This is a genomic window from Hymenobacter sp. GOD-10R (assembly GCF_035609205.1).
GTDB lineage: Bacteria > Bacteroidota > Bacteroidia > Cytophagales > Hymenobacteraceae > Hymenobacter.
Genome location: NZ_CP141184.1, coordinates 4,698,212 through 4,710,399, shown reverse-complemented (window position 1 = coordinate 4,710,399; position 12,188 = coordinate 4,698,212). Strand labels below are relative to the sequence as shown.

The window sequence follows — 12,188 nt, the reverse complement described above, 5'->3', positions numbered from 1 at the left end:
TTCAGTAGCTTTCCTCTATGAAAACCTTACTAGCTATCGCCTTATTCTTACTTACCCTTCATGCTACCCAAGCCCAAACCTTAGCAGGCTTGCCCCTTGACTCGGCCACCCACAAGATTACCTATACCAGCGTGGTGCAGGTGCCGAATGCCACGAAAGAAGAGTTGTATGCCCGGGCCCGGGAGTGGGCGGTGCGTCGCTTTCAGACCACGAAAGACCCGCTTCAGTTAACCGACGCTCCCGACCACTCGCTGGTGGTGAAAGGCTTCGCGCCAATCGACAAACCCATCCTGCGGAACGTCTGGTTTACCTTAATCCTGAGTACCAAAGATGGCCGGTACCGCTATGTGCTTTCTGATCTGCAAGACAGACTCGTGTTCAATCCTACGAAAGCTAGCATTATCGGCTACACAGAGGAGGAGTACACGAAGCCAAAAGCGCTAGAAGAGACATTGAGCATGAAGGGCATGTACAATCGAAAGGGAGAGCCAAATCAATACATTAAAACCTTAAGTGACGCCACGGGTGAAGCTGTGGCGAAGATCATTGCTTCGTTGCAGCAAGCGGAGACTACGACTGGAAAGGATTGGTAGGCTTCCTCTTACCCAAGGTCGATTTTACGCGTGGCTCCAGGTGTTTATCCACGGCTCTAAGCAAGTTGCGCACATCAATTACGTCCGGAACGTGTCTAGCTAGGGTTTCTCCTAGCTTTTCATAATCAATCACGCCGCTTGCTTGCTGAGCCTGCTGGCGCATCCAATAGCCACCATCCTGTGTCGGCTGAAGCATTGGGCTCGCAATTGGCCCGCCGTTAGCAAAACGGGTTTGTGGGCCGGCCAAGTTTGATAAAGACGTCATCAACGCCGGCTGCTGTTGATTGCGCAACTGCGCGCGCATTTGCTCAACAGCTTGGTGCCCGCCTGCCTTGCGTACCTCTTCAGCTGTTAGTATGTGCTCTCCGTTGCTTAAGCGGTAGATCGGTAAGCCAGTATCATTACCTGGGCCATAGGCCGGTATAGAATCACTGGTACCAGTGCCTGGGCCTTTGATTGCACCACCTTCGGCGAAGCTAGTGCCGCTAGATGGTGACTGGGTTAGGGCTGCTTTTAACGGAGCTGTTGCAGCGGTAAGCCCGGCGATAATGGCTGCTGCACGAAAACCACCAGCCGCGCCGAAGGTGGCAATAGAGTCTGCAGAAGAAAAAGCCTGAACCAGGATTTTGATCTGGGCCGCAATCACTGTCTTCTCCACCTCGTTGACCAACATCAAGAGGGCTGCATTGGCAAAGTCACGCAAGGAACTATCCGTTTGCTGAAGCACATCTGAGAAGTAGTTACCCACCAGTTGAGCAAATTGTGCGGTGAGTTCAGCCCTCTTCTGTGCTTCTTCGCGCTCTTTCGTTGTGACCCGCTCTAGATTACGTATGCGCAGTTCGGTAAGCTCTTGGTCAATGCCACTAGCATCCTTCTTGAATGTCTCGGCTACCTGTTTACGGGCGGCGGTGGCGCCTAACTCCTGCTGAAATAGTAGCTGCTGGTACTGTTCTTCCGTCACCAAGCCACCGGCCCGCGCCTGCTCTAGTTCGTTGCGTTCCTGCTGGTAGAAGTCCTGCACCGCTCTCAGGCGGTTGTTGTACAGAAGTTCCTGCTGCTGTTGGTCGGCTTGGGCATTAATCAGCCTTGCCTTAGCTTCGTTGCTTTCCTGGTCGTTGAGGGCGGCGATCTGCTGCGCTCGCTGCTTTTCAATGAGCTGCTGTTGCGCAGCTAGCTCTTCGTCGGAGCCTTGGCGTACGGCGGTAAGGCGGGCTGTTATTTCGTCAACAGCAGCCTGCGCTTGGCCCTCCAGGCGCTTCTTGGCGAAGTCCGTTTCTAGCTGCGCTTTGTCATTCTCGTACTTAGTATCAATGAGTTGCTTTTGCTTGTTGGTCAAGTCTTTTTGCGTCAGCTCGATCGTGCGCGAGTTCACAAGCTTTTGCTCTAGCAAGCGTAGTTCCTCCTCACTGCCAGCGCGCACCTTACGGAGCTGCTGGTCGATCAAATCATTCTCTAGTTTCAACTGCCCACGTCGCAACTCCAGCGCCTTGTCGTTGGCTTGCTGGGCAGCCTGTGCGGCCGAGTTGCGGATTTCGTTGATCTTGTTGTTTAGCTCGATTTGCCGCGTCAGGCTGTTCTTGGTAATGTCAGCGAGCTTACCCTCTTCCTCGGCTATTTCCCTCCGCTGGGCGGCGGTTTGGCTGTGCAAGCTAGCTTCGCGCTTGAGCGCATCGACGCGCAACTGCTGCAAGTTGAGCGTAACCTGTGTCGTCTGCTGCTCCAAAGAAAACGCCTGTTGGGCGGCCTGAATGCGCACGCCCGTGGCCTTGGTCACATCTTCGGCAGCGAACTTCAGTTTTTCAATTTGCGCCTCATTGCGTTTCTGTTGCAACTCGACTTGGGTTTCCGCATCTCGAATGCGCTGTAAGGTCGTCGCAATCTGTTCCCCGGCTTTGGCCGCGTTGCTGACTTCCGAGCCGAACGCCTTGGCCTTGTCGGTGGCGTTGGTAATGCCGGTGGCGAGCTGCACCGCCCCATCGGCCAACTTGGAAAAGTCGCGCTCCTGAATGGCTTCTAGCAGCACGCCGAAAGAAGCGAGGCGGTTGCTCAGGTTTTGCTCGATGAAGTCTACCAGGTCGCTTATGGCTTGCTTCGGGTCGGTAAAGGCTTTGAGCAAGGCTTGCCCGATGGGCGCAATCTTATCCACGAGTACGCCAAAGACTACATTCACGGCCTTCGTTTTCCGTTCCACGAAGTCCATACCGGCTTGCGTGCGCGTCAGGAACGTGTAGAGTGTGCCGAGGGCGAGAATAACAATGCCGATAACGCTGGTAGCTAGTACCCGGTTGAAGCTACCGAATGCCGTTTTGCCGATTTCTAGCCCTTTGGTAAGCTTGCCGCTGAAGTTGTCGGCTAGGCCTACTACGCTGTTGCCAAACTGACCTGTGCCGCGTAGCGCTTCTTTGATGGAGTCGCCGTACTCGAACAGTCGGCCTTTGAAGTCACCAACCTTTTTGCTGCCAGCTGCTAGGGCATCGTTGGTTTCCCGGAGCTCGGCCGTTAACGCCTTGCCTTCTTCTGTATTCTCGCGCTGTTCCTCGCCCATCGCGTTGAGCTGCGCCGTAAGTAGACGCGCCCTCGCCCGGAGCTGATCATAGCTACCCGCGGCCGCTAGGTTAGCTACGCGCTGGGCATCGTTGAGCCTGTTGAGCAAACTCACTTCTTGGCCCATGATCCGCACGTCGTTCGCGTACCGCTGCATGCCCCGGTCGGCTTCGTCCTGCGAAATCTTGCCGGCCTTCGCCTGCTTGTCTAGGTCGGCCGATGCCTGCTTGGCCTCGCGAATCGACTTCGTCAGTTCCTGTATCCGCTTGTCGTTATAGTCGATGTCGACACGAAGTAGGATCCTCTCTTCTGTGGTTGCCATGCCTGCAAGGTGCAACACCTAGGTGCAGGCAGGTAGTTTGTGGGTTACAGGCGGGGCGGGAAATTAGTGATCCCTATGGCTTTGTGGCTAATGAGCTAGCAGGGTTTTATGATTGATCTTCTATCGCTGCCTCTTTCCACGCGTAATAATGATCTGGCAATCGGCGGTACTGCTTTAAAAACGCAGCCGTAAAAGCGTCACTTGTCGACGAAGAGGTACCGCTATACCCTATCATACCTATCACAATTATATCGGGCTCTTTAGTGCTTATATATTTCATCACGTTCATTACATAAGCCGGTGCCATCGCTAGCCCGTCGCTGTTTACACCAATGGCCTTTATGAAGCGAATGGTTCTGCCTTGATAACTCTCCTCTCGAAATTGATAGCGCATAGGTATAAGCTTGAGGTTTGCTAAAGCTAGCAAACCCTACCCAATACCACACACGAAACCTCTCGGCAATCTTCGGCTGAATCCTAGGGCGGGGAATAACACAAGCAAATGATAATCAGATGCGCGCGTAGACATGGTAACAAGTGGAAACTAACCCAACACCTCTGCGGGGCGCTAATGGCCGGTAGCACACTTGTACCTCGGGTACGTGCGCGCCAGAAATTCCCGGATAAAGTCAATTTCACCCTCTTTGCGCTGTGCCAGCTCGCCAATGGTGACGTGTTCTTGCTCGTAGTCCTGTGCTTTTTTAATCGTAAAGTGCTCATTTAGAAGGATGCTAGCTGCCTCGCTCATGCGCTGCACCACCTCTTCCGCGCTCATAGCAAGGGTACTCATACGCTCATCAACAGCAGCCCGAATTTCAGCATTTTTCAGCAATCGGTGCCCTTCTTGCCCAGCACCTGAGGTGGCATAACCAGCGAGCAATGCCGCTTTTGTCTTATTTTCTGAATCGGGGTAAGTACCCTTTTCGACAACAGTACGCGCACGCGCATGTACGCGCGCGTATTGGTCGGGAAACTCCCCACCAGCTAAGCGAGCCCTACCTGCTGCTCATGATCCAGACGCTCCTGCAGTAGGTGCTGGTAGACGGTATCGGCCGACCAAGCCGCAACGGCCAACGGATCCGTGCCTAGCTTATCGGCGATGATGCCGATGACGAGCGCGTAGCCCGGAAGCGCCAACTGGCTAGCCTGCGCCGGCCGCGGCTGTCGGCACTGCACGCACAGGCAAGGCTCAGCTAGCTTGGCGTACTGCGTCGTGAGTCGCTGTAGCTCCGACAGGCAATGCCGCACGGCGGGGTAGGTGTCGGTGATTGGCCACGCAAGACAAGCGGCGCCGAGGTCGGTGGCCACCTGCTGATCGAAGCCATCGACGCCTGGCTGCTGCTGGGCCACGAAGAGACCGTAGAGCTGGCCGAAGCACGAGGGCAATGGTTGACCAGAGGCTAGCATGCGCAGCTGCTCCGCCTGCACGTACGTTTCTTGCCCTAGGTCCAGTGGGTAGGCGGGACCACCGGTGGTCGGTGGCTCGGTGCGAAGGAAAGCCAAGGCCGCTAGCACCGACTCGCTGGGCTCCACCGGTCGGCCTACCAGGCAGGCGGCGGCATGCTCCATGGTCGAGTCGGTAAGGGCAGCCAACGCGCAGTACTGGCGTGTGGTGACTTCGTGCCAGGAAGAGGCTAATTCGTAGGGGCCGACGCTGTCGACAAGGTTTATCATGAGCGAGCTGGTGAGGGGAATTTATAAACGAGATGAGGCGAGGTAAACCGGCATTCGGTTTCCGTTGTGTTCCCGGAGCTATGCCTTTCATGCGTTAACAAGTGTTAACACTTGTTAGAAAAATGTCAGCATGCGTCTGCCCATGACGCGTTCGTGCGTAAGGGTGGGAGCCGACTGAAACAGGAAAGAGCCAACCCGGCTACAGTCGAAAAAATGTTAGCATTTGTTAGCATGTCGAGTCGAAAATCTTAGCATTTCTTAGCATTTGAGGTCGCTGCACCTTAGCAAACCTTAGCAACCTAGGGGCCACCCACGGTGAGGGTATACCATTTCGTTATGCCCTTTGCTGGACTACAGCTGGTTCCTACAAAGGCCACCCGTTTTTGCTGTTGATCTCTGTTATTTATAGGAGGGCAAAGGGTCATTCTATGCCTGTTATATGCCTGTAAACGCCGCAACAGCCTTAGGCTTTCCTCGGCTATGGTGGGCGTGTTTATTCCTGTTGTGTTCCTGTAAATGTCGACGTGGGATGGTGAAGCCTATTCGTTCTACCAAGGGTATATCTACCAGATATGCCCTTTGCTCAAGTACTTTCTAGGCACTGCTGATCGTAAGGGGTATCGCGTTTTGCGATACCCCTTTACTTTCTTGAGTATGCACCCAAAGAGAGCTAAGTAGTTTTCGCTACTGTTGCGGTTTGTTGGTATTCAACAGTGATGGCGTTGGTTATAAGCTAGATGCGATCTACCTTAAGGCTTCACGCACCAGCCATCTCCGATGCAGACCTTGGCGTTATCGTGGACCTACCGCTTGTTGGCGGTGTTGGTCCTTTTGTTCTTGTTGGTGCTGGTCGTGCAATGCACCCTCGTCGCCCCAGTACGTCACGCCAAGCACCGCTCATATCGTGCATTGCCCACCGAGCCGACCCTTGCCGCCCTGGAGTCGTATGAAGCGCACTATGTCCATATCGCGCACCTTGGGCGGCATAGCCGAAAGTGCCAGATGTTGGTGGGCTCCGGGCTGCCCACCAACCTGTAAGTAGTCTGAAGTCGACTAGCTAGGGCATACGTCCCGCACGGCTTGCAGCTGGGTGAGCAGCTTGCGGTAGTCGTCGGCCGTAGTGGCAAACACGAAGGTGATAGCGGCCTGGCGAGCGAGCTCCAACACTGTGTTGAAGTACCCCACGATGGATTCATTACGCAAGGCTTCGTTGAGCTCGTTTTCTACTTCGTCGCCCAGCGACTGTTGCACCATGTCACCGGCTTCGTTCTGCCGGTAGAGGGGGAGCTCGGCGTCGAAGGCTTGGCGCAAAAACTTCATGCTGTTGAAGTCGGTGGCGTTCTCGACCAGGGTAGAGAAGTAGGCGAAGTCTTCGGGGTGACTGGAGCCGATTTTCTCCCCGCAGCTGTTCTCCTGCTTGAAATACTGCTCCAAGTCAGCATGCAGGGAATAGCGCTTCAGCGTCTTCTCGTCGTCTTTGTAGGTAACCTTCCACTTCTGGCCTTTCTCGTCGAAGCCATCTTCTTCCCAGTCGGTTTCGTCGTCACTGCCGAACTCGTCAACGACCTTGAGGCGGGTTTCGATGGCATAGCGCGTGAGGTCGCCGTCGTACTGGTCGAAGAACTCGGTCAGGGCTTTGATGCACCAGCCGATGTTCTTGTGCAGGTCCGTGAGCGAGTTGCTCAGCACCTGCAACGCGTAGAAGCGCGGCACGGCATGGTTGAATACGTGCTGGGCGCTCTCGCTCGGGGCGTCGGACGCAACTGAACGTAGTAACGCTTGGTAGTCGCCCATGCTTTCGTTGGGCAGGGAAAGACATTCCAGCGTGTGCAGCTGGCGTTGGTAGGCGTTGAAGAGCTGAGCTAGGTTGTCTTCGGCCTTGATGTTGGTGAGCACTTTGTACCGCATGGGAGAAGGGATAAAGAGGTTTTCAGGCAGTTGCCGTAAAATCTGATAGTCCGTGAGTTAGCGCGAAACGCGGGGCTTGGCGTAGCTGCTTTGCAATAGGCGCAGGTAGGTAGTAGAGGCCGCGCCCCACTGCCGCACCGCTGTGTCGATGAGCGCATCGGATTGGCTGCGGGCGGCCTGCACGGCCGGCCAGTACAGCAGCCAGAATTCTTCGGTGTCTTCGTGCAAGTGGAAGTCGGCGGGAATACCGTGTGTCGCGCGCCACGTGCGGCAAACCTCCTGCACGGCGTGTTCCGTGTCTTTCAGTTCCTGCCAGGCGGCGCGTAGGGCGGCGAGAGCTTGGTCGACTTCGGCGAGTAATAGCTGCCATTCATTGGCGTTGGCCCAACTTCCGTGCACGAAGGCCACGGTACCAGCGCGCTGGCAGCGTAGCATGATGACGGCTTGCATGCGGCGGCAGGCAGCGCCCAATGAGCGTAGGATCTTGCGCGTGCTGCGCATGGCTTGTAGACTCGCCGTGGGTGCTACGACGTGAGCGGTGCGGAACACTTCGGGCACCGTAGGCAGGGGTAGCGTCGTTGGTTCCATGGGCTACTCAAGGGGCTCGCCTGGGTCGCTGAACTCACTCGCGCCGGCCGTGCGTAGTCCTAGGATGCGTGGACCGAATTGCTCCGGTACAGGGGCTGGCTCCGGCGTGGCCAGTGTCGAAGGCTCAATGTCCAAATCGAAGTAGCGCCCGTTCTTCATGGTCGAACCTAGGGTAACTTCACCCAGAGGGCCGTTGCGGTGCTTGGCGAAAATGACATCCGTGGTGTTTTCCACTGAGCCGCCCATTTCATCCTGCTTGATGCCGTGGTACTCGGGGCGGTAGAGGAACACGACCACGTCGGCATCCTGCTCAATGGCGCCCGACTCGCGCAGGTCCGACAGGATCGGCTTTTTCTCGCCGCCCCGACTCTCCACGGTCCGCGAGAGCTGTGAGAGGGCTAGCACGGGAACGTTGAGTTCTTTGGCCGTTAGCTTGAGGCCCCGACTGATGGCGGCAATTTCCTGCTCGCGGTTGCCTTTGCCGTTGGCCGTCATTAGCTGCAGGTAGTCGACAATAATCCAGCAGATACCGTGGTCGGCTTTGAGGCGGGCCGCTTTGCCACGGAATTCGCTGATTTCTAGGCCCGGCGTCTCGTCTAGGTAGATTTCGGCATTCCGCAACCGGGCGGCCCGCTCCCGAATGGTTTTCGCTTCCGCCAGGCCACCCGAGGGGAAGTAGCCCTTTTGCAGCTGGCTGGTGCTGTACTCGCCTAGCTCGGTGGCGACCATCTTGCGCCCCATCTGTAGATTGTTCATCTCCAGGTTGAAGATGGCGCCGGGCTGACCCGCTAAGGCCGCAGGCACAGCGTTGGCCAAGGCGAAACTGGTTTTGCCAACGCCAGGGCGGGCCGCGATGATGATCAGATCGGAGGGCTGCCAGCCGCCCGTCATGTCATCGATGCTTTTGAGGCCACTGGTTACGCCCGTCATGCCACCAGGGGTAGCCGCCGCTTGTTCGATGGCGTCTGCCACGGGGTCAATAACGTCCGTTAGCACCACCGGGCCTTTCACCTGCAAGCCTTGCTGCACCTGGTGAATGTGAGTGTAGGCCTCCGCTAGTAATTCATGAATGTTGCTACGCGGATCGTTGGCGCCCTGTAGCAGCACCCGCATAGTATCGGCCACCCGTCGTTTACTCCACAGGGCAATCATGAACTCGCAGTAATCCTTGACGCTCGGGCCGTAGATGGTCTGGTAAATCAGCTCCTTGACGTAGGCAGAGCCCCCGGCTGTGGCCAGCTTGCCGTCAGTGGTCAGCTGTTGCATGAGCGTGACATATTCAACGCCTTTGCCTTGGCTATTCAGGGCGTGGATAGCCTTGAAGATGTGTTTGTGTGGGGTGTGGTAGAATACCTCTGCGCCACCCCGAAGCAGGGTCAGGGCGTCGCGTAAACTGCTGGAGCTCGTAATCATCGCCCCCAACACGGCACGCTCGAGCTCTTCGGATTGCTGAGGCAGGTGCAGGAACTTATCGGTAGCATTCATAAGCGAATGGTTTGGCGTTGGGACTTAATTTTCTCGGCGACAGGAGTGGCTGTGGGTAGCGCTGCTGTAGGCTTGGCAGCGGTGACGGGCAGCTCCTCGTCTTGCCAGTTCTGGCCGTTGAGGTAGGTATAGGGGTCCTTCCGGTACTTCTTCTCTGGCGTGGCTGCCACGTAGAGCGGCACGTGGGCTAGAATAGTAGAGCGCACTTTTGCGCTTAGCGCCGACCACTTTCGTTCACACTTGGCGCGGTCGGCTTTTTTGTCGTAAGCCGACCAAAACACCTCGAAGCCTAACTGCTCGTCTTTGGATGGTTTTGCCTTCTTTCCTTTCTGCTCACTCACCCCCGGCGCGTCAGCGCTGGAGAGTGTATTATTAAACTGTTCTATTAAACTGTTCTTATTGTCGGCAGAATCCGCGTAGGGGGGCGGCAGATTCTGCGTACCTAGGTCGGCAGATTCTGCGTAGGGAGTACGCGGATTCTGCGTATCCTCCCCCAAAAGCGACAATGCTTTCTGGCTAGGTATTAAGCGCCGATTGGTGGGAGAGGTGTAGTCGGTCTCACGTGCTACATAGTCATTATCATCCAGCCACTTCATAGCCTCTTGTATACTGCGCCGGCTTGCGTTGTAACGCTCGGCGTAGAAGCCATCCGACGCGTACACCTTGCCCGTCGACTGGTACATGCTGATGACGTCAGCCAGGAGCACCTTCGCGTTGAGCGAGGGCGCTTCCATGGCTAAAATCGACAGCGGTATGCTGAGATACTGGGGAGTGGGGCAGGCCATTGAAAGAAGAGGCAAGCGCTAGCAATAGGAAAAGGCGTAGCCAGGGGTATAGCATTTCGCGATACCCTAGCACGACAGACAGCTTGCAGATATTAGGCGCTTGCCGGCGCCTTCTTTACTTTCAAAGCGGGCAACAGAGGGCAGCGCTCTGATAAGGTTGCCTTAGGCTTTTTGAGCATGAGCATTTTAACAATCTCCCAGGCTTCCTCACTCGCTTCTAGTCCGCACTCATCAACACCCTGCTTTACCTTGGCGGCGGCTTCCACTATCCAATTCTGAAGAGAACGCAATTCGCCATTCAACTTTAAGAAGATTGGATCAAGCACCTTCTGAAGTGTTTCGCCACTATCTTCTAGCGTAAGAATAAAGCTAGCTTCGCCTGTTGCAGACTTGATGGTTACCTGAGCGGTGCCATCATTCAGAACATTCCACAACTGCTGGTACTGTTCTTTCTTAACTGCGTAGCGGGCTTTATCCTTCTCAAGCCCGTAGGCCGAAGTGTAAAAATCAGTAGCGTCAAACCCGGTTTCCCTTTGGTACTTGGCTAGTTCTACTGCGCTGAGTTCGGAGGCTTGATTCTTTTTCATGGCAATTGAATTTTTGAAAGATTCTGTTAATAGTCTTTTGAGGAATTAGGTTGCGTATTAGTCGGCGGCAGCTAGATCAGGTAGGAGAGGGCAACGCTCAGCGGAGTCCATAGAAAGCAACTCTGCCTTCTGTGGCATGCTCAAGGCGTGAACCATGCTCATTCTCGGATCTTCCGTAAGCCCTTGTTGCTTGCTTTTGGTCAGCTCCAAATCCTCTATTTGCAGAAGAATGCTTTTGCTCAGATGAAGCATGCGCTCCATCAGTTGGGCTTCTAGCACCTCACCAGCTTGGAAACCTTCTTCCCTCGGGGATGCTATCTGCACCGTAAGAACTTGAGTGGCACTGCGTAGGGTTACTTCGAATATACCTTCCTGTTGTGCTATCTGTAAGGCGCGATACTGCGCGTACACACGGCCGTATTCGGCACGCAGATCATCAATAATCCATTGTCCGCAGCCCGCGTTAAAAGGGTCTCCGCACTCATCTAAAAAGGTGCGCAATTCTTGGACGGAAGGCTGTTGGGTTGCTTGTGGCTTTTTCATATCAAGTGTGCTTGACTGATGGCTGGAATGAAGGGAGAGGTCTGCGCTAGTGTGACGAGCCATGGAGGTAGTCTTTGTGCTGCTGAATCATGCGGCTTACCGTCGCCGCCGCGCGCCGGCACTCCAAAGCGCAAGCATCGTTGCCCCGCACGTTCTTTTTCTCGATGCTCTCGGCCGCGAGCAGCTCGGAGAGGTGCAGGGCTACCATCTCCTTCTCGCTCATATGCTCGCGCGGGTTCGACTTTTCGGGTAAGTTCTTGCGCTGACGCACGTGCGCCGCGTTGCCGCCCCACAGCGGTATGTAGGTGGCGTTGGTGCACAGACGAAAGCCCTGCTTCTTGACGCCGTGACGAGCCAGCACCGACACGAGTCGGTTACGCGTGGCCTTGCCTTGGAAGCGGGCCCGTATTTCCTCCTCGGAGAAGCCGCGCCGACGATACGCGGCCTCGGCGCGGTCCAACAGCTTGTCGGGATTCTGCTCTTCGGCTTGGCGTTCGAAGAACACTTGATTCACCACTACCGACAAGTCAGCGCTCAGATACTGGGCGTACTCTAGGGCGAGTTGGCGGTGGCCGAAGGTGCTGCCCCCACGGCCAGCAGCGGAAACTAAAAGGTCAGATTTGTTGACCTTTAAAAATCGCTCGGTGGCAGCTAAAAAGCCGACTGTAGTGGGTAGGGTTAGCCAGGCCGCGGGGCGCTTGCTGCGCTGCTTGCCGGCGGCCTTCCACAGATCGGTCAGGCAAATACGACCGTGGCTATCTTGGCGAATCACGACGCCGCCGAACGAGAAAGGGATAATGCTCGTGCTAGCCACGGTGCCGCCCTCCTGCTTTTAGCGTACGCTGGTTAATTTGGAGGGCGCTTAATACCTCACTATGCTTTAGATAGGAGCGGCTACCTAACTTGTGGTACTTCAGTAATCCACGCCGCTTCCAGTCGTGAATGGTTTGCACGGTTACACCCAGTAAGGTAGCTGCCTCACGGATGCTCAGCAGCTCATTAACTGGCGAGGTACCTGCATCCGAAGCGGGTGTGGAAGCGAGGGTAATTTCGTGCCGAACGACAGCTCGCACATCTTCGAGTAGTTGGGCATAGTCAACGCCCACGGGGATAATGGCCTGCATCAACGAAAGAGTCGCCAGGTAGGTATGCTGGCCAG

13 protein-coding genes are annotated in these 12,188 nt (G+C 55.7%); 1 reads left to right on the top strand and 12 read right to left on the bottom strand.

The features are described 5' to 3' along the window. Positions 1–17 precede the first annotated feature (17 nt). Entirely contained in the window at positions 18–593 is a 576-nt protein-coding gene (locus tag SD425_RS18590; RefSeq protein WP_324671496.1) for a DUF4468 domain-containing protein, read from the top strand. On the opposite strand, the gene SD425_RS18585 is transcribed toward SD425_RS18590, so the two are convergent. The 12 genes from SD425_RS18585 to SD425_RS18530 form a co-directional block, all read right to left on the bottom strand. After that, positions 571–3,459 (bottom strand): hypothetical protein, encoded by a 2,889-nt coding sequence (locus SD425_RS18585; protein ID WP_324671495.1) that lies wholly within the window; start codon positions 3,457–3,459, stop codon positions 571–573. The genes SD425_RS18590 and SD425_RS18585 overlap by 23 nt on opposite strands. A 106-nt stretch (positions 3,460–3,565) precedes the next feature. Beyond that, positions 3,566–3,853, bottom strand: a complete 288-nt coding sequence (locus SD425_RS18580) for a hypothetical protein (protein WP_324671494.1) — start codon at positions 3,851–3,853, stop codon at positions 3,566–3,568. A gap of 174 nt (positions 3,854–4,027) precedes the next feature. Beyond that, positions 4,028–4,339, bottom strand: coding sequence for a terminase small subunit (locus SD425_RS18575; protein ID WP_324671493.1), 312 nt, complete (start codon positions 4,337–4,339; stop codon positions 4,028–4,030). Positions 4,340–4,443: 104 nt separating this feature from the next. Beyond that, the gene (locus SD425_RS18570) at positions 4,444–5,133 is read right to left on the bottom strand and encodes a hypothetical protein (RefSeq protein WP_324671492.1); all 690 of its coding nucleotides are present in this window, start codon (positions 5,131–5,133) and stop codon (positions 4,444–4,446) included. Positions 5,134–6,186: 1,053 nt separating this feature from the next. After that, positions 6,187–7,041 (bottom strand): hypothetical protein, encoded by an 855-nt coding sequence (locus SD425_RS18565; protein ID WP_324671491.1) that lies wholly within the window; start codon positions 7,039–7,041, stop codon positions 6,187–6,189. A 57-nt stretch (positions 7,042–7,098) separates the two neighbouring features. Then, positions 7,099–7,629, bottom strand: a complete 531-nt coding sequence (locus SD425_RS18560; protein ID WP_324671490.1) for a hypothetical protein — start codon at positions 7,627–7,629, stop codon at positions 7,099–7,101. Positions 7,630–7,632: 3 nt separating this feature from the next. After that, positions 7,633–9,114, bottom strand: a complete 1,482-nt coding sequence (locus SD425_RS18555; protein WP_324671489.1) for a replicative DNA helicase — start codon at positions 9,112–9,114, stop codon at positions 7,633–7,635. Further along, positions 9,111–9,914, bottom strand: coding sequence for a hypothetical protein (locus tag SD425_RS18550; protein WP_324671488.1), 804 nt, complete (start codon positions 9,912–9,914; stop codon positions 9,111–9,113). The genes SD425_RS18555 and SD425_RS18550 overlap by 4 nt, the downstream gene beginning before the upstream one ends. A 77-nt stretch (positions 9,915–9,991) precedes the next feature. Further along, positions 9,992–10,486, bottom strand: a complete 495-nt coding sequence (locus tag SD425_RS18545; RefSeq protein WP_324671487.1) for a hypothetical protein — start codon at positions 10,484–10,486, stop codon at positions 9,992–9,994. A 57-nt stretch (positions 10,487–10,543) separates the two neighbouring features. Further along, positions 10,544–11,029 carry a hypothetical protein gene (locus tag SD425_RS18540; protein ID WP_324671485.1) on the bottom strand — a complete coding sequence of 162 codons (486 nt, stop codon included), beginning with the start codon at positions 11,027–11,029 and terminating at the stop codon, positions 10,544–10,546. 46 nt (positions 11,030–11,075) lie between these two features. Further along, positions 11,076–11,843, bottom strand: a complete 768-nt coding sequence (locus SD425_RS18535; RefSeq protein WP_324671484.1) for a KilA-N domain-containing protein — start codon at positions 11,841–11,843, stop codon at positions 11,076–11,078. Further along, positions 11,836–12,153: a helix-turn-helix domain-containing protein gene (locus SD425_RS18530; protein ID WP_324671483.1), complete on the bottom strand. Its 318-nt coding sequence runs from the start codon at positions 12,151–12,153 to the stop codon at positions 11,836–11,838. Before SD425_RS18530 ends, SD425_RS18535 begins: the two co-directional genes overlap by 8 nt. Positions 12,154–12,188 lie beyond the last annotated feature (35 nt).

Excerpts from the sequence above, each read along its gene's own strand:
- SD425_RS18590 (WP_324671496.1), top strand. The coding sequence starts at position 18 with ATGAAAACCTTACTAGCTATCGCCTTATTCTTACTTACCCTTCATGCT.
- SD425_RS18545 (WP_324671487.1), bottom strand. The coding sequence starts at position 10,486 with ATGAAAAAGAATCAAGCCTCCGAACTCAGCGCAGTAGAACTAGCCAAG.
- SD425_RS18580 (WP_324671494.1), bottom strand. The coding sequence starts at position 3,853 with ATGCGCTATCAATTTCGAGAGGAGAGTTATCAAGGCAGAACCATTCGC.
- SD425_RS18530 (WP_324671483.1), bottom strand. The coding sequence starts at position 12,153 with ATGCAGGCCATTATCCCCGTGGGCGTTGACTATGCCCAACTACTCGAA.
- SD425_RS18540 (WP_324671485.1), bottom strand. The coding sequence starts at position 11,029 with ATGAAAAAGCCACAAGCAACCCAACAGCCTTCCGTCCAAGAATTGCGC.
- SD425_RS18555 (WP_324671489.1), bottom strand. The coding sequence starts at position 9,114 with ATGAATGCTACCGATAAGTTCCTGCACCTGCCTCAGCAATCCGAAGAG.
- SD425_RS18565 (WP_324671491.1), bottom strand. The coding sequence starts at position 7,041 with ATGCGGTACAAAGTGCTCACCAACATCAAGGCCGAAGACAACCTAGCT.
- SD425_RS18560 (WP_324671490.1), bottom strand. The coding sequence starts at position 7,629 with ATGGAACCAACGACGCTACCCCTGCCTACGGTGCCCGAAGTGTTCCGC.
- SD425_RS18570 (WP_324671492.1), bottom strand. The coding sequence starts at position 5,133 with ATGATAAACCTTGTCGACAGCGTCGGCCCCTACGAATTAGCCTCTTCC.
- SD425_RS18585 (WP_324671495.1), bottom strand. The coding sequence starts at position 3,459 with ATGGCAACCACAGAAGAGAGGATCCTACTTCGTGTCGACATCGACTAT.